Origin of the sequence: Algoriphagus alkaliphilus (assembly GCF_900103735.1) — a bacterium.
GTDB lineage: Bacteria > Bacteroidota > Bacteroidia > Cytophagales > Cyclobacteriaceae > Algoriphagus > Algoriphagus alkaliphilus.
On the sequence record NZ_FMXE01000003.1, the window covers coordinates 112077 to 135146 of the forward strand.

Genomic DNA, 23070 nt, shown 5'->3' on the forward strand with positions numbered 1-23070 from the left:
TTGCGCATGATTGATTTTAACCTGAAAGGAAAAGTTTTTATCACCTGCAAAGATCGCTCGGTGAGTTATCTGGAGCATGAGCTGCGGGAGTTGGGATTTGTACCGTCTGCTGTCATCCGTACGGGCATCGAACTCCGGGCCAGTTTGGAGGACTGCATGGATCTCAACCTCCACCTTCGGACTGCATCTCATGTGCTCTATGAGATCAAATCTTTTTATCTCCAAAATGCGGATGACATCTATCGCAAATTCAAGTCTATTGCATGGGAGGAATACATGGATGTAGACGGCTACTTTTCTGTCAACTCTGTGGCCGAAAACGAATCAATCACGACACCCCTGATTGTCAATGTAAAAGTGAAAGACGCCATCGTAGACCGTTTTCGGGAGCAAAAGGGCAGAAGGCCGGACTCAGGTTCTGATTTTGATGGCTTGGTGATTCAGGTTTATTGGAAAGAAACGCAGGCTTCGGTCTATATCAATACATCCGGTGAAACGTTGGCAAAGCATGGCTACCGTAAAATTCCCGGCAAAGCACCGATGATGGAAGCTTTGGCTGCTGCCACAATCTATGCCACGGAGTGGAATACCCGGGTGCCTTTTATCAATCCGATGTGCGGGTCTGGTACATTGGCGATCGAAGCGGCACTGATGGCGACTAAACGCTACCCCGGCCTCTTTCGAGATCATTATTCCTTTCAGCATGTCCTGGGCTACAGTGAAGAAGCTTTTTTGGCCAAAAAGAAAAAACTCGAAAGCAAGATTGTGGAGGCAACCGAAGTTAAGATCATCGCTTCGGATATTTCCTTGCAGGCGATTTCCTTTGCCAAAGAGAATGCGGTCTTTGCCGGAGTGGACCACATGATCGAGTTTCAAACCTGTGATTTTGCAGAAACAGAAATTCCCGAGAAACCCCGGGGAGTGATCATGTTCAATCCCGAATATGGAGAGCGACTAGGGGAAGATGAAGAGTTGGCACTTACCTACAGGCGGATGGGGGACTTTATGAAGCAAAAGTGCGCCGGATATAGGGGGTATATTTTCACCGGAAATCTGGAACTGGCCAAGAAAATCGGCCTGAAAGCGAGTCGAAGGATCGAGTTCTGGAACGGGACCATTGACTGTCGCTTGCTGAAGTATGAGATGTATGAGGGGAAAAGGGAATAGTAAATACCTGTTTCGCCTATATTTGGAAAATGAAGCTTTCAGTTTTATCCCTGATTTTCCCGGTTCTTTGGCTTGCTGTCCTTCCCTGCGGCGAAGCTTTTTCACAAACCAATTTCATCTATCGTGCACAGATTATCGACGAAGAGTCAGAATTGCCCTTACCGGGGGCAACACTTCATCTTTTAAACGCGCCGCTGTCGGCGGTTGCTGATGATGATGGAATGATTAGGTTAAACGCTGTTCCTTCCGGGACCTTTACGGTTGAAGTTAGATTTTTGGGTTACAGAACAGCCCGGTTTGAGCGAACTTTTCCAAATGACACCAACAAAGTGGAATTGATTGCCCTTCATCCTGAAGAGGAAGAAATGGAAGCCATCGTGGTGCAATCCATGCGATCCAGTCGGCTGATTGATGATATTCCCACCCGGGTGGAAGTCATCGCAGGGGAAGAACTCGCCGAAAAAGGCAATATGAAACCGGGTGACATCCGAATGCTGCTCAATGAAAGCACGGGAATCCAAACCCAGCAAACTTCTGCCACAAGCTACAATTCCAGTATCCGAATTCAGGGCTTGGATGGCAAATACACCCAACTTTTACGGGATGGCTTGCCCTTGTATTCAGGCTATTCGGGGGGATTGAGTTTGATGCAGATTCCCCCATTGGACCTGGCACAGGTTGAGGTGATCAAGGGCTCGGCTTCAACACTTTATGGTGGCGGGGCGATTGCAGGACTGGTGAATCTGATCTCCAGACGACCAGAGGAAGATGGTGGTTTGAACTTAATGTTGAATGCAACTTCAGCCTTGGGAATGGATGCCAGTGTATTTTATTCCGATCAAGCCGAAAAAGTAGGTACTACTTTATTTGCCTCTTTCAATAAAGGGACCGCTTACGACCCTTCTTCGGTTGGACTGACCGCTATTCCCAAATTTGATCGAATCACGGTCAATCCCAAAATTTTTTGGAATCCCAAAGCTGATACTGAACTGATTCTGGGGTTTAACTGGACCAAAGAAGATCGCTTGGGTGGAAATATGAAATACATCAAAGGTGAACCGGTTTCGGAACCTTACTTTGAGCATAATCAAACCGACCGCTTTTCCACACAAATGAGCTATCGGAAAAATTGGGGAGAAGATCTGGTTTTGGAGTTTAAAAACAGTCTTAACTTTTTCAATAGGGAGATTACATTGCCAGATTTTCTGTTTGGAGGAAAGCAGTTTTCTTCCTTTTCCGAACTGAATTTTCAAAAGCAAAATACGGAAGGGGAATGGACGGCGGGAGTCAATCTCTGGACGGAAAATTTTGACCAAAATCAGGGAGATTTCATCAATCCGCTCGATTATCAATTGAATACGGTGGGAGCGTTTGCCCAGAACATTTGGAATCTGGCGGAAAGGTGGACACTGGAATCCGGTTTTCGGCTCGATTATCAGCAGGACTATGGGCTATTCCCTTTGCCAAAAATATCCCTGATGGTAGAGCCAAGTGAGTCGCTGACATTTCGGTTGGGCGGGGGGCTGGGCTACAAATCGCCGACGGTATTTTCAGAAGAGGCGGAGCGGTTGTCTTTCAGAAATGTGCTTCCGATAGATCCCACACAGTTTCAGGCAGAGCGTTCGGCTGGAGGCAATTTTGATGTCAATTTTAAATCAGCACTGGGGGAGGAAGTCACGCTGAATACCAATACTTTGTTTTTCTATACAGCCATTCAGGATCCGCTTAAGCTACTAGCTACGGAAAAAGGCTTTGAATTTCGTCAGGCGGAGGGTCAGATTCAAACACGGGGCATGGAGCTCAACCTGAAATGGACTTACCGGGATTGGAAGTTGTTTTTGGGTTATACTTATGCGGATGTGAACGAGCGACAAAGGGGAGTCAATAGCCAATTTCCCCTTGTCGCCAAACATAGGCTCAATAATGTCCTGATGTATGAAAGGCATGAGCGCTTTTGGATAGGACTCGAGGCCTATTATTTCAGTCCGCAGCTGCTCAATGACGGCATGACGGGTCAGTCCTATTGGATTTTAGGCTTGATGTCGGAGAAAAAGTTGGGAGAGAAGACTTCTGTTTTTCTCAACTTTGAAAATTTCCTGGACACCCGTCAGACGGCTTTTGATACAATCTATACCGGTTCGATCAGCAATCCGCAGTTTCGGGATATTTATGCTCCTGTGGATGGGTTTGTAATCAATGGAGGAGTTAAGGTTAAACTTACTTCACGGCCTTAATCCAGATATTCCGGTAAAGTACATCATGTCCCTCAGCCTGAAGTTTCAAGCCTCCGGGCGTATCTGTAATTCCTTTTCCTCCATCATTTCCCCCATCTATTCCGGAGTTAGGTCCGCCCCATACTTGGGTAATTTCTACATCATCGTGGATTTTAACCCCGTTGAAGAAGACCGTAACCCGAGCTTTTTCGGTCTTTTGGCCATTTTCAAATCGCGCTGCACGAAACTTGATATCGTAAGCATTCCATTTTCCAACTCCATTGTATTCTTCCGAAGTCGGTAGGTGCTCATTAATTACAGCAGCCAATCCATGAAGTCCATAATCTCCATCCAGGATTTGGATTTCGTATCGGTTCTGAAGGTAGACTCCACTGTTTCCTCCTTCATTTTTAATTAAAAACTCTACATGTGCTTCGAAATCACGAAATTCCTTTTTTGTCACAATATCGGCAGCGCCATATTTTCCTCCGGCACCTGCAGGATCATTGCTGCTAATTGCTTTGCCACCTGTCTCAGGATCTGTTACTTCGGGCCACTTGATCGGCATTTCTGCGGCAAAGCGGGGGCCTTCCCAATATATCCAGTTTTTCTTTAAAGATTTGGCCGTTCCGTCCAGGTAGACTTTGGCTCCTTTTGGGGCTTTTGTTCCTAGATAGGAAGCTTCCTGGGCAAGGGCTGACATGGAAACTAGGAGTGCAATCGCACCCGCAAAAATTTTAAGTTTCATAGGTTTTGGGTCTTTTAGATTTAATTTTTGAATATCTGTTCAACATGGTATTAACAGCATTCAATTTGGTTAAATTTAAATGATTTCAAATGAAAAAATTATGAAGTGGCAAGGAAGAAGACAAAGCTCGAATGTAGATGACAGACGGGGGCAGGGTGGTCCAAGAATGGGAGCAGGTGGATTTAGTCCCATGTTATTGGGTCCGCTGTTGAAACTGCTGTTTTCCAAAACCGGGATGATCATCGCCGGTGTTTTTATAGTGGGCTCCATGGTGATGGGGTACAACCGCTCAGTCTTTTGGGAAATCTGATGGGTGGTGGAGGACAGGGATTTGCCACAGAATCAAATTATACTCCAACAGCTGAGGAAGATGAACTGGCGGCCTTTTCTGCAACAATGCTTGCTGATACGGAAACTGTCTGGAACGAACTTTTGGAAAATTATCGAGAGCCAACTTTAGTATTATACACAGGTTCGGTGGCATCCGCCTGTGGATCAGCGTCCAGTGCTACGGGTCCGTTTTACTGTCCCGCCGACGAAAAATTGTACATAGACTTGAGCTTTTTTCAGGATATGGAAGCGAAACTTCGGGCAGGCGGAGACTTTGCCTATGCCTATGTGATCGCGCACGAAGTAGGCCATCATATCCAAAAAATCATGGGATTGACCGATAAAGTGCATAGCATGCGTGGCAAAGTGAGTGAAAAGGAATACAACCTCAATTCCGTTCGGTTGGAGCTTCAGGCTGATTTCCTGGCAGGAGTATGGGCGCATCACAGTCAGCGAAAAGTAGGTATGATGGAGGCAGGTGACCTAGAGGAAGCACTAAATGCAGCCAATGCCATCGGCGATGACCGACTTCAAAAACAGTCCTCCGGTCGGGTGGTACCGGATTCATTTACCCACGGCACCTCGGCCCAGCGAATGAAATGGTTCAAAAAAGGATTTGACACGGGAGATTTGAGTCAAAGAGACAGGTTCAGTACTCGGGATCTATAATACCGAAAATCCTTTTAACCATATAGAAATTTGAAAGCATCAAGTCTTTGAAAATTAAAATCCGGTGAGTGGAAAAATGAATTGTAAAAGCTTCTTCACAATTCCCATAATGCGTTGATGATTAATATTCTTAAAACCAGCCAAAAACAGCTCCCACGCTTTTCACACCCAATACCAGCGTGATCAGCCAGATAAAAATGGCTATTCCTGTGGCAAGAGGCGTGTTTTTGTTTTTTTCCAAAACGGAATGCTGAGCCGCAATCCAGATAATCCAGCCGCTGATTACCGGAAGAAGTATCCCGTTGGCCAATTGGGCGAGGGTAATCAATTGAACCGGTTTGATTCCAAAGGAAGAAAAAAGAAGTCCTAAGCCTACAATAATTCCCATGGTGACACGCATAGGCTTGGATCTGATTTCCTGGTCCCAAGCCATAATTCCGCAAACCACGAAACCCGCTGCCAAGGGTGCGGTGAGCGAAGAGGTCAATCCTGCAGCAAGCAAACCAAAGCCCATCATATAGCCTGCAAAACTCCCAAACACAGACTCCAATCCTTTTGATACATCAATTGCGGAAGTGATTTCGGTGCTGGTATTTGCTGCGCCGACGATTAAAATGGCCATGGAGACTATTCCTCCCAAAACCACCGAAACCACAATGTCTCTGCGCATTAGCGGAATATCAGCCTCCTTTTTCCATCGCTTGTTCACCAGAGAAGCATACAGGAAAAGATTGTAAGGAACCACTGTCGTACCGATCAGTGCTACCAAAGTCGGGATTTCGGCTTGGTTCCATTTTGGAATAAATCCCGATATAAGTGAAGAAAAATCCGGTTTGGTCAGAATGGCGGTGACTGTAAAAGCAACAGACATCAATATCACCAAAGCTACGAGTACCCGCTCCAGCATTTTATAGCTTCCTGTCCAAAGGAGTAAAAACGCAATCAGTCCCAAAATGAAGTTTCCAACCTGCAGCTGAAGCCCAGCGAAACTCCATGTAGGGGCTTCCCAGTAAAATGCAAGACCCAGGTTAGCCCCTGAGATATTGCCGGATTCATAGGCGGCATTGCCCAATACGATCGCCAAAAGCACCAAAACCATGGAGAAAAACCTGAACACCCGTTTTCCTTTTTGATTTCTCAGCAAGGTGCTTAAATCTGAACCTGAGACAATCCCGATTCTTCCGGACAGTTCCTGCAGGATCACGGTAGCAATGATGGAAAGCACCATCGCCCAAATCAGGGAAAACCCGAAATTTGCGCCAGCCAGTGTACAGACCGTTACCGTACCCGGGCCTATAAAAGCGGCGGCGATGAGTGGACCCGGACCAATGGATTGAATGAATTTTTTAAGGATCAATTGGGTAAATTTTCGGAAAATAGGTAATTGGTGAGAATATTTGTAAGCTTTCGTGTTTAACGTAGGTAAATACCCAGAACCCATTTTATGATTTGGATCAAACGAATAGGGAAGCTTTTAGCCGTTTTGCTTCTGACTTGTGTTTTCTTCTTGCTCTTGCTTTACAGAAGTGATATTCCTGCGGAGGAAATTTCCGCAAAATACCGAACAGCTGAATCACATTTTATTGAAATTGACGGGGTCAATGTTCATGTTCGATTCATGGGAGAAGGGGATCCTATTTTTTTACTTCATGGGAGCTTTTCTTCCCTGCACACTTGGGATGTTTGGCAGCAGGAGTTGAGTTCTTATTTCATGACTATTTCCTTGGATTTCCCAGGTCATGGCTTGACAGGTCCGGACAAATTAAAGCGCTATACAATACAGGATTACAGTGAGTTGATCCTGGCTTTGGCAGAAAAGCTTAACCTGGAAAAGTTTCACTTGGCAGGCAATTCAATGGGAGGGGCAGTGGCGCTTCAGGTGGCTACCTCAAGACCTAATCAAGTGTTGACTTTAAATTTGGTGGATGCTTCTGGCGCTCCCCGGATTCAAACCCGAAGTATTGATTCCACCCAGACTTCAAGTAGAGGAGCTTGGGTGTTTAAACTGATCGAGAATCCGATCTTTTCGCAAGTTTTTCTGAAGTGCACACCAAAGTTTCTTTTTGCCATGAATATGAAAGAAGTCTATGGCGATGCTTCAAAAATCCGTGCTGAAACGACAGAGCGATACTTTGAGCTGATGCTTCGTGAGGGAAACAGAGCAGCGACCCTGGATCGTCTGAGTATGCCAAGAAAATCTGCCATCGATTTTAAAAAGCTCACGATGCCGACATTAATCCTTTGGGGCGGCAAGGATTCTTGGATACCTGTTTCGCAGGCTTATGCTTTGGAAAAGGCGATTCCAGGTTCCAACCTGATTATCTTTGATGAGGCCGGTCATGTACCTATGGAAGAAATCCCGACGGAATCTGTCGCAGAATACTTGTCCTTTTTAGGGGTGGAGGTAAGAAAAAACTACCTTGAACCACCTAAACAAATGGTCTATGTCGATTGAGATTTTACTTTTTGCAGTACTTGCTTTCCAGGTATTAATCATTGGATTGGTTCTTTTTCGTGGGAAAAATGATCGTGAAAGGCTTTTCCTCCAATCTGAACTCTCCCAGATGAGTAAAGAATTGGCTCAGGCTTTGGGCGAAGCCCGAAAGGAATCCAATGAAAATCTGTCCCAGCAGTTTCGCCTTATTTTTGATAATCAGCGTGCGGGGGCAAGGGATCAGAGCGAGGCACTAAAGGGATTTGGTGAGGTGGTGAGGGGCACGATGCAGGATTTGAATTCGCTTCAGCGGGAAAAGTTTGGGCAGTTGACGCTCAAGCAGGATGAATTGGTGAAAAACACCGAAATGCGACTGGAGAAAATCCGCGAAACAGTCGAAGAAAAACTCCAAAAAACGCTTGAAGTGAGGCTTGGACAATCTTTTGAATTGGTGAGTAATCAACTTCAGGCAGTCCAAAAAGGACTCGGTGAAATGCAATCCCTGGCCAATGGGGTAGGAGATCTCAAGCGGGTTCTGAGCAATGTGAAAAGTCGGGGGATTTTGGGAGAATACCAGTTGCAGGCGTTGCTTGAAAATATGCTTGCCCCAGATCAGTATATTCTGAATGCTGCTGTCAACGGAACTCGTGACCGGGTGGAATTTGCCGTGAAAATGCCGGGTCAGGATGAAATAGTGCTGCTTCCGATCGACTCAAAATTTCCCCAGGAGTCCTATCTGAGATTGGTGGATGCCTATGAGATAGCGGATAAGGCCGCGATTGATTTTTACAGACAGGAACTGATCAAGGCGGTGAAAAAGTCCGCTTTGGAGATTCAAGGAAAATACATTCATCCCCCTGCGACGACTGATTTTGCGATTCTTTTTCTTCCGGTGGAAAGTCTTTACGCGGAAATTCTCCGGGAACCCGGTTTGGCTCAACAAATTCAGCAGGATTTTAAGGTAATCGTGACCGGGCCGACTACACTTTCGGCGATTTTAAATTCCCTTCAAATGGGATTCAGAACTTTGGCAATCCAAAGAAGAAGTTCGGAAGTATGGCAGGTTCTTGGGGCAATCAAAACGGAATTTGGGAAGTTTGGGGAATTGCTGGAAAAAACTCAAAAGAAAATCCACGAGGCCAATTCCGAACTGGATAAATTGGTAGGAGTCAGAACACGCGTGATCCAACGCAAACTGAAAGAAATTCAAGAACTGCCGGAACAGGAAAGCAAAAATCTATTAGAAGACTAACCAATCGATCACTTAAAATTAAATAGAAATAGAATGGGAGCGAAAGGAGCTATTTCTTTATCTTTTGTGTCATTTGGTAAAAGAAAAAGCTTAAGAACTGAATATCATTCAGAAAGCTTCTAATTTTGCCAACCTTTCGAATTACTCTAAAAACCTCTATGGGGATGCACATTGTAATTGCCGGCGCAGGAGATATGGGATATCACTTAGCCGAGCGATTGAGTTTTGATAATAAGGATATCACCTTGATAGATACAGAGCGTGATGTCTTGGATTATGTGGCCTCCAAGCTAGATGTGATGACCATCCAAGGTGATGCGACCTCATTCGATGTTCTCAAGCAGGCCAATGTGGGCCGGGCAAGCATGGTTCTCGCCGTCACTACCTCAGAAAAAACCAACATCGTTACGGCCGTATTGGCAAAACAGCTGGGTGCAAAACGGGTAATGGCACGAGTAAGAAATCACTCGTATTTGAATGAGGAAAATGTACCTTATTTCCATAATCTGGGGATTGACAATCTGATTTCTCCTACCATGCTATGCTCGAGGGAAATTTATAATATGATCGAAAATTCCAGTTTTACGGAAGTTTTCGACTTTGGGGGTGGGAAATTGAACATTGTAGGCATCACATTGGATCAATTTAGTCCGCTGGTCAATCAGCGGATCATGGATACGAAAGCCGATCCCACCTATGAGGATATTCGGATTATAGCCATTGTTCGGGATCAAAAGACGATGATTCCAAGAGGAAGTACGATCATCAGAAATAATGATCACGTATTTTTTATTTCGAATAAGAAAAACACCGAAACCATCCAGGAAGTCTTGGGTCAAAAAAAGGTCAAGATCAAGAACATCATGATCATAGGTGGAGATGACATGGCGGTGACCACGGCGATTAAGCTTCAGGATAAATATCGGGTAACCCTGGTCAACAAAGACAAAGAACGATGCAAATGGCTTGCAGAAAATCTTCCGGATACCTTGGTTATAAATGGTGATTACAAAAATATTGAAATGCTGGTGGAAGAAGGCTTAGAGCAGATGGATGCATTTCTTGCCTTAACGGAGTCATCTGAGACCAATATTATCACGAGTCTTTCCGCAAAAAATCACGGAGTTTATAAGACGATTGCTCACGTGGACACCCGCGAGTACATTCACATTTCGCACAGTATTGGGGTTGACTCTCTGATCAACAAAAAGCTGGTGGCGGCAAATGAGATTTCAAGATATCTGAAAAAAGGTACAGTGGAGGCTGTTTCGGGTATTTATGGGGTCGATGCCGAATTCATTCAATACAGCGTAAGCCGAAACAACCGCTTGACTAAGCATCCGCTGAAGGATTTGCACTTTCCCGAAACTGCCATCGTTGCCGGGGTGATCCGGGGAGATAAGGTGTTTATCCCGGATGGAGATTTTTTACTTCAATTAAATGATAAGGCCATTGTTCTGGCACTTCCTGAGGCTAAGTTGTCACTAGAAAAACTCTTCCACTAAGGGATGCTGCATTTTAAGGCAATCGGTAAAATCATGGGAGCCCTCCTTTTTTTGATTGGGGTTCTGATGCTACCTGCGGCGGCTATATCCTGGATTTATGAGGAGAATTCCAACCCCATTATGATCTCGGCGGCGATTTCACTTTTTATCGGAATGATTGCTTTTTTCTCTTTTTCCAAATACGACCAATTGGTCAGAAAACGGGAAGGCTACTTGATCGTAGTACTAAGCTGGATTTTCATGACGGGTTTTGGGATGCTCCCCTTTATCCTGTCCGCGGAAGTGACTAGCGTTTATGATGCACTTTTTGAAACTGTTTCAGGGCTGACCACCACAGGAGCATCTATTCTGACAGACATCGAAGCAATACCCAAAGGTTTACTCTTCTGGAGAAGTATGACACAGTGGATTGGGGGTTTGGGTATCATCGTTTTGACCGTCGCGATTTTCCCTTTGTTGGGAATTGGTGGAATTGAGCTATTTGTAGCAGAATCTCCCGGACCTACTTCCGATAAAGTTCACCCCAGAATATCTGAGACAGCCAAGCGACTTTGGTATGTGTATGTGGGTCTGACGGTTGCAGCTTCTTTGCTCTATTGGGCAGGGGGAATGACATTTTATGATGCGGTGAACCATGGTTTGACCACCTTGGCTACAGGTGGATTCTCGACCAAAAATGCCTCAATGGCCTATTATGATTCGGCTTTTATTCAGTATACGGCTATCTTTTTTATGTTTTTGGCAGGCACCAATTTTACCCTGATTTACTTTGGTTTGATCGGGAAGTTTAGTAAGGTAATCCGAAGTGATGAATTTAAAGCCTATACTTTTGCTCTTCTATTTTTGTCTGTGATTCTCTTTCTTCCGATCTATATTCAGTCAAACATCAGTGCAGAATTTGCCTTTCGAAAGGCTGCTTTTCAGGTGGTGTCCCTTGTGACCACCACCGGATTTGTCTCAGATGATTATACCGGCTATGGTGAGGGAGTTGCTTTTGTTTGTTTTATGTTACTCTTTTTGGGAGGTTCGGCAGGTTCTACGGCAGGTGGGATCAAGTTTGTGAGGCATGTGACCTTTTTGAAAAATTCCTGGTTGGAATTCAAGCGGATTGTGCATCCAAGAGCCATCGTACCATTGATCATCAATGGGGAAATGGTTACGGGAAGGATCATCAATAATATCATGAACTTCCTGTTGATCTATCTTTCGACCTTTGTCATCGGCTCACTCATTATTTCCCTTTTGGGCTACGATTTGGCAACCTCATTGGGCTCTGTGGCTACTTGTTTGGGAAATGTTGGTCCTGCTATCGGACAAGTGGGGCCTGTTGATAATTTCGCGTTTTTTTCTCCCGCCGCCAAAGTGGTTTTATCCTTTCTGATGCTCTTGGGCAGACTGGAATTGTTTACGATTTTGATTTTGTTTACCCCTTTCTTTTGGAGGGCGAATTGAATTATTTTAGTTTTTAAAAATTTCCTCTTTCCAAAATAAAATGAGCCTTGGGAAATAATTTTTGTTTCAAAATTTAAAATGAGGAGAATGAGTTGATATTTTCTGATGAGTTTTTGTATCAATTTTAAATTAACTTTTTCTCAAACAGGATTCTTTTTTTAAAAAAAAAGAATATGTTTAATAATCCTTAAGTTTTAATTCCAAACTTTCTTTTAGCTCACAATGCGTAGTGAAAAAGCTGATATTCTTGTTTTTAGCGAATTTGATGAAATGGATCTTTGGCTTCAATTGAAGCGGGGCGAAAAGGGTGGGTTGGCCGGGATTTATTCAAAATACTCCAGTGACCTTTTTAGGTATGGCATGGCTGTCAAGCCAAATCGAAGTTTTATAAAGGATTGTATTCAGGAGTTGTTTATTGATCTTTGGAAATACAGGGATACTTTATCCCAGACTGACAATGTTCGTGTGTATTTGATTAGATGTTTATCAAATAGGATCAATAAGGAGATTACAAGAGAAAAAAAGCTGATTTCGGAGAGTGAGATTTCGGCCTTTGAAACTGTTTTTATGGAGGAATCAGTAGAGGATAGGCTGATTGATTTTCAACGTGATCAGGATCTTCACACCAAACTTAAAAAAGGATTGGAAAAACTTCCGGCCAGGCAAAGGGAGGTTATTCAACTCATATTTTTTGAAAAGCAGGGCTATGAAGAATCTTCTAAAATCATGGGTATTAATGTCGATTCCTGCTATACATTGGCTTGGAAAGCGATCAAAAGCCTGAAAAAAAGTATCATCCTTGCCTTTTTTTTGATGATTGTTATCGGGATTTGATTTTTTAACAGATACTCACGCAAAGCTCATTTTCCAAATTCTATTTTCAGGTCTTGAATCTTTTTTTTACTGGTGAAATTAAGAATGATTTGACATTGCTGAGAATGGAATTTGATTTTCAAAAAGTCAATGAAAGATCCAATAAATTATTTTTTATCCAGTATAAGTAGAAGAATTTTAATGAAATTGAAAAAGTAAAAAAATTCTTTGAAATAGGAGGATAGAATATAAGGTTTTGATCCTTTCTGATTTAAAGAATAAAAAAATTGGATATTTCAAAATATACAGTAGAAGATTTTGCGCTGAATAGGGAGTTCAGAGCCTGGGTTTTTTCCCCATCCCAAAGCCTAAATAAATATTGGGAAAGGCTTTTTGAGAAATATCCTGCTCAGGTAAAAAATGCAAAAATTGCCAAAGAGATTTTATTGAATCTCAATTATCCAAACCATCAATTTTTGGAAAGAGAGTATTTGGAAGTTTGGGATAGGATTGATCGCGAAACCGAGGAATGGGAGAAAAAAAAGACAAAAACAGTAAAAGTTGTTTCGTTGAATTCACAATCCCTGTTGGGTAAGTATGAGAATTCAGGAAAACAAATTGTTTGGTTTTCTCAAGAGTTAAGGGTTGCTGGAATTTTACTTGTAGCCTTTAGTCTTAGTTTGATTTTCGGTCTTTTTTTTAAGAAAGAGCCTGTTAAGACAGAATATATCGCGGACGCGGTTTATGAGGAATATTCGGCACCTCCGGGAGTTAAGTCAACCCTTACAATGCAGGATGGGTCTAAAGTGTTGTTGAATTCCGGCAGTTCAGTAAGATTTATCAAAAATTTCGAAGAGGATAAGCGGATAATTTACCTTGAAGGGGAGGCCTATTTTGAAGTTGCCAAAGATACCCTGAGACCATTTTCAGTAATTACAGGAGAGGTAACAACAACGGCCTTGGGTACCTCCTTTAATATTTCGGCATACCGGCATGAAGTTTTAAAAATTGCCCTTGTTGAAGGAAAAGTCGCAGTGGATGTAGTCCAAACAGAGGATTCCAGAGTTTTACTGGAAAAGGGGGAGGCATTAAAAATAAATACGAATTCAGGTGAAGTTAAAAAAGAAATGTTTGATTCTGAATTGGTCATTGCTTGGACCAAGAAGAAGATAATTTTTCAGCGTGTAAAATTGGCTGAGGCAGTTAGAATCCTTGAAAACTGGTATGGAGTGAAATTTAGGTTTCAAAACACTCCAAGTCCTGATTTGGTGCTTTATGGCGTTTTTCAAGATGAAACCCTTGAAAATATTCTTGAGGGATTAAGTTATTCAGCACGATTTCAATATAAGATTAAGAATGATGAAGTAATAATAATTTTCAAATAACCCATATAAGAAAGCCTATGAGAAAAAAACAAAAAGAAACCGGAGATGCGCCAACATCCCCGGTTAAGTTAAAATCCGGAACCCAAATCAAGCAATGATGAAATTCCGGAAAAGTTTATTAAACCAAAACGTATTAGTTCAAACAAACCATGTAAAAGTATGAAAAATCGTTTATTGTTATTTGTTATCTACATGACAAAACTATTTACCCTCGTATTTTTGGTCCAATGTCTTACGATGACTTTTGTGTTTTCCCATGATGGAAAAGCACAAATAAAAACCATTGATGAGGTAAAGATCAAATTAAACTCTAAAGAGTCAACTGTACTCCAAGTGTTCACACAAATTGAGAAACTTACCAATTTCAACTTTGTTTATACGAACAAGGAAATTGAAGGTCTGGATAAAATTTCTGTATCCAGTGATAATCTTACATTATATGATGTATTGGTGGACATCTCTGGTCAAACAAAACTGGAGTTCAAGCAGATCAATCAAAATATAACTGTAAAAAAATCCACCTCTAATACTAAACCGGAGACCATAACCATGGTTGTTGAGGATAAGATAGTCACAGGTAAAGTTGTGGATGAAAATGGCGAACCTCTTCCGGGAGCAACTGTTTTAGTTACAGGTACAAGTACAGGTACTGTTACTGATTTAGATGGTAATTTTTCCATCTCTGTTCCGGATGGTGGATCTTTGACATTTTCTTACATAGGATACACTTCCACAAGGGTCGTGGTGGGGGGACAAAACGTGATTAATGTCACCCTGACACCAGACGCGAAGTCCCTCGAGGAAGTAGTTGTAATTGGTTATGGTACTGTAAGAAAATCAGACCTTACCGGATCAGTAGGATCTGTAAAAGGTGATAAGTTGATTGACCGTTCCCAAACCAATGCCGTTAAGTCGCTTCAAGGTCGAATAGCAGGGGTGGAAGTTTTAAACACACAAAATGCTCCAGGTTCAGGTGCCAGAATCCGAATTAGAGGTATCAACTCAATCAGCTCGGGTGTTCAGCCGCTCTTCGTTATTGACGGTATCATTGGTGGTGACCTCAATATGATCAACCCCGCAGATATTGAATCCATGGAAGTGTTAAAAGACGCATCTTCCGCAGCGATTTATGGCGCGCGAGGCGCAAATGGTGTAATCATGGTGACTACGAAAAGAGGCAAGAAAAATCAAAGTCAGGTTATTTATGACAATTTCTTCTCTGTATCAACCCTTGCAAACAGCGTTCCTAGCTTGAACTCTACTGAGTTTATGGAGATCTACAATCGAGCTTTTGACAATGCAGCCAAATATGATCCTTCGGGATTTGCACAAGGAAGATACAGAAGAGCAGATCCAAAAAATTACCCTAACCTTTTCGACTCCAATGGCAAACCTATTTACAACACCAATTGGGAGGATGAAATTTATAATGCCGCTTTGGGACAAAACCATAACCTGGCATTCAGAGGTGGGTCAACTAATACTGCATACAATGTTTCTCTTGGTTACACCAATGAAGACGGTATCATGATGGGATCTGGATTTGAGCGCTTCAACGGGAAGATTACCATAGACTCCGATGTGAAAAAGTGGTTGACTGTAGGAGGTAGTATATTGGGTACAAAAAGTAAAAGAAACATCGTTGACGATGGAAATGGAAGTTTGAATGTTCCGCGAATGGTAGCGGAAGCATTGCCAATTATTCCTGTAAAATATCCTGATGGAAGATGGGGAGCTAACTCAGATTGGCCAGGAACAGAAGGTGCTGAAAACCCTGTCAACATCGCTCAAAATAGAGGTACTGAGGCAAACGTAACTCAGTTTTACTCAGATGTTTATTTGAATTTCAAAATTTCTCCGGAATTGGAATTCAAAACCACTTTCAGTGCCATTTTAGAATCAAACAAAAACAATTTCTATTCCTCCAGAAATCTAAGACTTTTGTCTGCCGACCAAAGAGGTATAGCAACTGTGGGAATGTCAGATAGAGTCTACTGGCAGAGTGAAAACTTCCTGACCTGGAACAAGCAGATTGGAGAGGACCACAGAATCAACTCCATGTTTGGATTTAGCTGGCAGAAAGATTCATTTGAAAATTTAAGTGTAAGATCTGAAGGATTTATTGACGACTTCTTCAGCTGGACCAACATCCGTGCAGGAAACATTATTCCAATTGCCGGGATCAACGGAAACGTGGGAGCCTCTCAATTGAACTCTTACTTTGCACGAGCTAACTACAGCTTCAAAAATAAATACCTAGTTACTGCTACAGGTAGATACGATGGCTCTTCCCGATTTGGTATCAATAATCAATATGCCTTTTTCCCTTCAGTAGGTGTGGCTTGGAGAGTTTCTGAAGAAGGATTCTTCAATAAAGGTGGAGTAATGAACGACTTGAAAGTCAGAGCAAGTGCTGGTAGAACAGGTAATCAGGAAATCGGTAACTTCAACTCTCTTCAGTTCTTAGGAACATTCAATGTGCTGAAAGCAGCAGGAAATGAAATAGCAATTTCCCAAACTTCCTTCGGAAACAGTGATTTGAAATGGGAATCCACTGATCAATATGATATGGGTCTTGAAATGAGTTTCTTCAATAGCAGATTGAATATTGAGACCGATGTTTACTACAAAGTAACCAACGATTTGATTCTAAATGCACCACTTCCGTGGTCCACTGGTTTTGGATCAGTCAGCCGAAACATCGGTAGCGTTGAAAACAAGGGTATAGAATTTACCATCAACAGCGTCAACGTAGAAAAGGGAGATTTCTCTTGGTCTACAGACCTGAACTTTGCTTCTAACCGAAACGAGATTTTAAAACTTGGAGCAAATAACGCAGATATATTCCCTGGCCCTAATTTCTTGGGACCAACCAATATCTTAAGGGTAGGTGAGCAAATCGGTAGTATTTGGGGTCGTGTGAGACTGGGTACTTGGGGTACTAATGAAGCTGATGAGGCAGCTCGATATGGATTAAGGCCTGGAGATGTCAAATGGGAAGATCTTAACAACGATGGTAGAATTGACGGAAGAGACTCAAAGATTATTGGCAGAATGTATCCAAAATGGACAGCTAATATAACCAATACGTTTACCTACAAGAATTTTGACTTTTCTTTTGAATTGAGAATTGTGGAAGGTAATAATGTCATCAATGCTACCAAACACTCCGTAGAAGACAGACAAACTTTGGCAAATAGTTATGCAACTGTACTTAATGCCTGGAGACCCGACAACCAGAATACTATGATTGCTGAAGTTAGAGCATGGGGTACCCCATACCTGACCAATGGTGATACTCATTGGATGGAGGACGGTTCCTTTGTCAGACTTCAAAATTTGATGTTGGGCTACAACTTGCCATCTACCTTATTGGATAAGTGGAAGCTTACCAAAGCAAGAGTCTTCTTCAGCGGTCAGAATTTATTTGTATTGACTGATTATACAGGTTACGATCCTGAAGTAAACACTTTCGAAGGTTCAGGTCAGCTTCCTGTTGGTCTTGACTTCTTCCCGTTTGCCAGACCAAAAACCTTCAGTGCAGGTCTTAATTTGAGCTTTTAATTCTTAAAAAGGAAAATCAAATGAAACGATATATTAAATACCTCTTATCCTTAGTCATTGTAACAGGGGCTGCGTCCTGTAATGAATTTTTGGAAGAAAGCCCAAATACGCTGACTACTCAGGCTAACGTAACAAGTATTGAGGCGGCAAGAGCCTTTTTAGCAAGTATTTATGGCAATGTCAACTTCGTGGCTACCGGTTCCGGTGGTTGGGGTGGTAATACGCTTTCTCTTTTGGAATTTATGTCTGGAAAAGCAGATGGCGTGGCTCAGACAGAAGCCTTCCGATTTAATCAGCTGACTCATGATGCACAGGCATTTTACGTTGATACCTATTGGCAAAGTACCTATCAAGGTATCTTAAGATGTAATGTGGCCTTGAAGCAAATTCCAACCTTTTCTGTTCTTAACGAGACTCAGAAAAACGAATTTCTGGCAGAAGTTCGTGCCATGCGAGCACTCTACTACTTCTACTTGGTAAGGATGTTTGGTGATGTCCCCATGGTTACAGAACCTATTGCAGGTCTTGCTAATGTAAACACCCCCAGAACTCCGGTAAAGCAAATTTATGATCAATTAATCATTCCTGACCTTTTGGAAGCTGAAAAAGTTCCATTGCCATGGAGAAGATCAAATGGTGAGGTTTCAAGAGGTCTTGTTAAGGCGCTGCTTGCTGATGTATATTTGACTTATGCGGGATTCCCCGTTAATGCGGGTCAGGCCGCTTATGCGGAATCTGCAAAGCGTTCCAAGGAATTGGTTGATTTAAGAACCACTACTTTCCCTCTGTTTAAAGAGTATAGAGAAATGATTCTTCCGGCAAACAAAAACACAGGAGAATTCATTTTCCAGGTTCAGTTTGACAAAATAAACAGAAATAACCCCTTGACTCCTGTGGTATTACCTACTTTTGCAGGTATTTCCAGATATGCCAATGAATTTGGAGGATTGGTACCGAGAATTGAGTTTATCAGATCCTATGACCCGAATGATAAGCGTATCAAGGAAAAACAGTATTATTTTACTGAATACAACGGTAAGCAGTTAGGTGGACATTTCATTTATAAGTGGTTTGATGTAGTAGCGATAAATAATGATACTCGTTCTGAGCTTAATTTCTCCATCTACAGAATGCCGGATGTGATGTTGATGTATGCAGAAGCTTCAAACCGGGCTGAAGGATCTCCTAACCAATTGGCAAGAGATGTTGTGAACGAAATCCGCGCTAGAGCTGAATTGGCCCCTATTGGTAATTTGAACAGAGATGCTTTCGAAAGAGAAGTATGGAATCAGCGCTATTTTGAACTTAGCTTTGAAGGCAAAATCTGGTTTGACATGTTAAGAACACGAAAAGTGCGTAATGATATTTCTAAAAATTACGACGACTTCATTGGTCATAGAAACGTTTTTGGAGCTACTTTCTCTGAAAAAACGCTCTTGTTGCCAATTCCTTTGAGAGAGGTTCAAACCAATCCTAATCTTACTCAGAATCCAGGATTCTAATTGCGTTTAGAATTATTAATTGAAGATTGCCCCCTCGATTGGGAGGGGGCTTCTTTATCTTGAAAATAATTGCTGTTGCCCTACCTTCCTTCTAACGAAACCCAGTATTTCATTTCGCCCTTAAGGTTTACCAATAGGAAGGAATATTACCTTCCTACTTTATCGATTTCAATATTATTTACTGGCGATATTTAGTAAGATCTGATCGCTAACTCATTGATCAAATGGGTAAAATCACCTTACAATAAAAATTTCACCCAATGCCCAGAATTCACCTGCCTTCATTTCTGCTGTTGTTTTTTGCAGCATTGTTTGCTTTATCTTGTAAGAGCAAGGAGACGGATTTGCAGTTACTGGCACCCGGAGATCAAATCAGTTACAATTTTCACATCCGTCCGATACTTTCGGACAAGTGTTTTGCCTGCCACGGACCAGATGCCAAAAAGCGGGAGTCAGACCTTCGTCTGGACACCGAAGAGGGAGCCTTCAAAGCTCTAAAAGAAAGTCCTGGCAAATTCGCTCTAGTGTCAGGTAAGCCGGAGCTTTCCGGGGTTTATCACAGAATTCTTTCCACAGATCCCGGGGAGCTTATGCCTCCGCCGGAGTCCAATCTAAAGCTTAGCCCCGAAGAAATCGAACTCATTGAAAAGTGGATCGAGCAGGGTGCCAAATATGAGCCTCACTGGGCATTTTTGAAGGTGGAAAAACCCTCAGTTCCCAAAATTGACTGGGGAACAAATGAAATCGATGCCTTTACTTTTCAAAAGATGCGGGCTAGAGGATTGAAACCCAATCCTGAGGCTAAACCACACGAACTCATCAAGCGGGCCAGTCTGGATCTAACCGGACTTCCCCCAACCCCTGAAACACTGGTCAAGTACGCAGGATTTTCGGGTTCCAATAGCTACGAATCCTACCTGGACGAACTGCTAGAGCAGCCCGCCTATGGAGAAAAACTGGCAATCCTTTGGCTGGACATCTCCCGATATTCTGACAGTTACGGCTACCAAGACGACGAAGTCCGATCCCAATGGCCCTACCGGGACTGGGTGATTAATGCCTTCAACAACAACCTTCCTTATGATCAATTCCTTACTTGGCAGCTTGCCGGAGATTTGCTTCCAAATGCTACTAAGGAACAGATTCTGGCCACGGCCTTCAACAGAAACCACAAATACACCGAAGAGGGTGGCATCATCGAGGAGGAATACCGAATTGAATATGTGCTGGACAAGACCAACACCTTCAGCAAAGGGATTTTGGGTCTGACCATGGAATGTGCTCAGTGTCATGACCACAAATACGACCCTGTATCTCAGAAAGAATATTATGAGCTGTTCGCCTTTTTTAACAACTCCAAGGAAAAGGGATTTGAAGGGGATGTGTCCAGATCCAAACCTGCCAAGACCCCGATCCTATGGATTGATCGCCAAGACCTGGACGGTATCATGCACTTCATCAACCACCCCGACACAAGTAGGTTGAGCGTGTCGGTGATGGGTGAACTGGGACCTGATGAAAAGCGAACCACCTATATTCTGGACCGGGGAGTTTACGACGCCCCAACGGTACCGGTGGAAGCCTCTACTCCCTCCTCAATATTGAAATTTTCCGAAAACCTGGAGAAAAACCGATTGGGATTGGCTCGCTGGACTACCGACAGGAACAATCCGCTTACCAGTAGGGTTTTTGTTAATCTTATTTGGCAGGAACTGTTTGGAAGGGGGATCGTAAAATCAGCCGGGGACTTTGGTATGCAAGGCGATTTGCCTACTCATCCCGAATTGCTTGACTGGCTGGCTGCGGACTTCACGGAAAATGGTTGGGACATCAAGAGATTGCTCAAGCAGATCATGCTTTCGGATACCTATCGGCAGTCGGCAGCGATCAGTTCGGGTCACCTGCAAAAAGACCCTGACAACATTTACCTGGCAAGAGCTCCTCGCCTTAGACTTCCTGCTGAAAATATCCAGGACTTGGTATTGGCAAGCAGTGGATTGCTTGTCAATCAGATTGGAGGCCCTAGCGTGAAGCCCTATCAGCCTTCCGGACTCTGGGAGGCCGCCACCTCCGGACGAGGCACGCTTGCCGCCTATGTTCAGGACAAGGGAGACCGGCTATACCGCAGGGGGATTTACAACTTCATTAAGCTGACTGTTCCACCTCCCAAAGCCATCATTTTCGATTCCAGCAACCGAGACAGATGTGAAAATGCCAGGGGAAGGACAAATACTCCTCTGCAGGCCCTAGTAATGATGAATGATCCGATGGTGCTTGAAGCTTCCCGAGTGCTGGCCACAAAACTTGCTGAAAAACACGAGGATATGGGTCAAGCTGTTGAGGAAGCATTTAACCGAATCCTTTGTCGCGAGCCCAAATCCAAAGAGCGGAGCCTGCTGATGGACTATTTCGAGTCAGAGCTGAAAGAATTCTACTCCGATCCCCAACTTGCTAAATCAGTGCTGGATGTCGGAGAATACCCGATGGACGAAAAGGCCATCACTCCCAAGACCGCCGCACTGATGCAGGTGATTGTGAGTATGTACAATCTGGAAGAAACCATAACCAAGAGCTGAGATGGAAAAGGAAATATTAGAGCAGGGGCTTAATCACAATAGGAGGAAGTTTCTTTCCCGACTGAGTCTGGGAATAGGAAGTGTGGCTTTGGGTTCACTGTTGATCCCGGATTTGTTTACCGGAAAACAGGAAGCCGAGGACGGCCTGATGCTGGCATTGCCTCACTTTGCACCAAAGGCCAAAAGGATCATTTATTTATTTCAAAACGGGGCTCCTTCACAGCTGGAGACCTTTGATTATAAGCCCCTGCTGGTGAAAAATTTTGGAGAAGAACTTCCCGAATCCATCCGAGGAGGGCAACGTTTGACAGGTATGACCTCCGGTCAGAGCTCCTTTCCGCTGGTGGGTTCCTATTTTCCTTTTCAGCAATACGGAGAGAGCAGGGCATGGATCTCCTCGCTGTTTCCGCACATCTCAGGGGTGGTGAACGACCTGCTGATTGTCAAATCCATGCATACCGAAGCGATCAATCATGATCCAGCGCTGACCTTTTTCCAGACCGGTGCCCAAGTGGGCAACCGCCCCAGCATGGGTTCTTGGCTGAGTTACGGGCTGGGTAGTGAAAATGCTAACCTGCCGGCATTCTGTGTGCTGCTAAGTCGAGGAAAAGGCAACGGGCAAGGGGTGTACTCCAAGCTCTGGAGCAACGGCTTTTTGGACGCCACCCATCAGGGTGTGCAGTTTTCCAACTCCGAGGACCCTGTCTTGTACCTGAAGGATCCTCAGGGTATGAGTAGAGAGCAGCGCAGGAAGATGATTGACCAGATATCAGTGATGAACGAGCTGAACTATAAGGAGTTTAACGACCCCCAGATCACCGCAAAAGTCCAGCAATATGAAATGGCCTACCGTATGCAGACGGCCGTACCCGAGATCACCGACACGTCACGGGAGCCAGACAGCGTGGTCAAGCTCTACGGGCCCGACTGCCTGGTGCCGGGCACCTATGCAGCCAACTGCCTGCTGGCCAGAAAGCTCTCCGAGAGCGGGGTTCGCTTTGTGCAGCTCTACCACCAAGGCTGGGATGCTCACGACAACCTACCCAACCAAATGATCGGTCAGGCCAAAGACGTGGATCAATCCACTGCAGGCCTGATCACCGACCTGAAGCAACGTGGATTGTTGGATGAGACTCTGATTATCTGGGGAGGTGAATTTGGACGAACCAACTACTGCCAAGGCAAAATTCAACTGGACAATTATGGGCGTGATCACCATCCGAGAGCCTTTTCCATCTTCATGGCTGGAGGCGGGGTGAAATCAGGTATGGTTTACGGAGAAACAGATGAGTTCGGCTATAACATTACCGAAAACCCTGTGCACGTTCATGACTTTCAGGCCACAGTGATGAACCTGATGGGGATAGACCATGAAAAGCTTACCTATAAGCACTTGGGTAGGAGGTATCGTCTGACAGACGTACACGGTAAAGTAGTAAAAGACTTGATTGCTTAATTCC

Annotated in this window: 14 protein-coding genes and 1 pseudogene; 13 read left to right on the forward strand and 2 right to left on the reverse strand. The window is 43.6% G+C overall.

Annotation, left to right across the window (positions count from 1 at the left end; translation table 11 throughout):
• Positions 1-6: 6 nt before the first annotated feature.
• Entirely contained in the window at positions 7-1167 is a 1161-nt protein-coding gene (locus BLQ81_RS02050; protein WP_092728299.1) for a THUMP domain-containing class I SAM-dependent RNA methyltransferase, read from the forward strand.
• Between the two features lie 29 nt (positions 1168-1196).
• A complete protein-coding gene (locus BLQ81_RS02055; protein ID WP_092728300.1) occupies positions 1197-3401 on the forward strand; it encodes a TonB-dependent receptor in 2205 nt (734 codons plus the stop codon).
• Here the strand turns inward: BLQ81_RS02055 and BLQ81_RS02060 are convergent.
• Positions 3385-4128 (reverse strand): 3-keto-disaccharide hydrolase, encoded by a 744-nt coding sequence (locus tag BLQ81_RS02060; RefSeq protein WP_092728301.1) that lies wholly within the window; start codon positions 4126-4128, stop codon positions 3385-3387. The two genes, BLQ81_RS02055 and BLQ81_RS02060, sit on opposite strands and share 17 nt — an antisense overlap.
• A 100-nt stretch (positions 4129-4228) precedes the next feature.
• On the opposite strand from BLQ81_RS02060, the pseudogene ypfJ reads away from it, so the two are divergent.
• Positions 4229-5127 (forward strand): annotated as a pseudogene (ypfJ, locus tag BLQ81_RS02065) (KPN_02809 family neutral zinc metallopeptidase).
• Positions 5128-5257: 130 nt separating this feature from the next.
• Here ypfJ and BLQ81_RS02070 read toward each other — a convergent pair.
• Positions 5258-6484, reverse strand: coding sequence for an Nramp family divalent metal transporter (locus BLQ81_RS02070; protein WP_245693131.1), 1227 nt, complete (start codon positions 6482-6484; stop codon positions 5258-5260).
• An 87-nt stretch (positions 6485-6571) separates the two neighbouring features.
• On the opposite strand from BLQ81_RS02070, the gene BLQ81_RS02075 reads away from it, so the two are divergent.
• From BLQ81_RS02075 to BLQ81_RS02120, 10 genes are all read left to right on the forward strand, one after another.
• Positions 6572-7582: an alpha/beta fold hydrolase gene (locus tag BLQ81_RS02075; protein WP_092728302.1), complete on the forward strand. Its 1011-nt coding sequence runs from the start codon at positions 6572-6574 to the stop codon at positions 7580-7582.
• The gene (locus BLQ81_RS02080; protein ID WP_092728303.1) at positions 7572-8813 is read left to right on the forward strand and encodes a DNA recombination protein RmuC; all 1242 of its coding nucleotides are present in this window, start codon (positions 7572-7574) and stop codon (positions 8811-8813) included. The genes BLQ81_RS02075 and BLQ81_RS02080 overlap by 11 nt, the downstream gene beginning before the upstream one ends.
• Before the next feature lie 158 nt (positions 8814-8971).
• Positions 8972-10318, forward strand: a complete 1347-nt coding sequence (trkA, locus tag BLQ81_RS02085; protein ID WP_092728304.1) for a Trk system potassium transporter TrkA — start codon at positions 8972-8974, stop codon at positions 10316-10318.
• Between the two features lie 3 nt (positions 10319-10321).
• On the forward strand, positions 10322-11770 hold the full coding sequence (locus tag BLQ81_RS02090) for a TrkH family potassium uptake protein (protein ID WP_092728305.1): 1449 nt from the start codon (positions 10322-10324) through the stop codon (positions 11768-11770).
• A gap of 222 nt (positions 11771-11992) precedes the next feature.
• The gene (locus BLQ81_RS02095) at positions 11993-12604 is read left to right on the forward strand and encodes an RNA polymerase sigma factor (protein WP_092728306.1); all 612 of its coding nucleotides are present in this window, start codon (positions 11993-11995) and stop codon (positions 12602-12604) included.
• 266 nt (positions 12605-12870) lie between these two features.
• On the forward strand, positions 12871-13968 hold the full coding sequence (locus tag BLQ81_RS02100) for a FecR family protein (RefSeq protein WP_092728307.1): 1098 nt from the start codon (positions 12871-12873) through the stop codon (positions 13966-13968).
• A 159-nt stretch (positions 13969-14127) separates the two neighbouring features.
• The gene (locus tag BLQ81_RS02105; RefSeq protein ID WP_245693132.1) at positions 14128-17532 is read left to right on the forward strand and encodes a SusC/RagA family TonB-linked outer membrane protein; all 3405 of its coding nucleotides are present in this window, start codon (positions 14128-14130) and stop codon (positions 17530-17532) included.
• Positions 17533-17552: 20 nt separating this feature from the next.
• Positions 17553-19034, forward strand: a complete 1482-nt coding sequence (locus BLQ81_RS02110; protein WP_092728308.1) for a RagB/SusD family nutrient uptake outer membrane protein — start codon at positions 17553-17555, stop codon at positions 19032-19034.
• A 260-nt stretch (positions 19035-19294) separates the two neighbouring features.
• Positions 19295-21610, forward strand: a complete 2316-nt coding sequence (locus tag BLQ81_RS02115) for a PSD1 and planctomycete cytochrome C domain-containing protein (RefSeq protein ID WP_092728309.1) — start codon at positions 19295-19297, stop codon at positions 21608-21610.
• Between the two features lies 1 nt (position 21611).
• Entirely contained in the window at positions 21612-23066 is a 1455-nt protein-coding gene (locus tag BLQ81_RS02120; protein ID WP_092728310.1) for a DUF1501 domain-containing protein, read from the forward strand.
• The last annotated feature ends 4 nt before the right edge of the window (positions 23067-23070 follow it).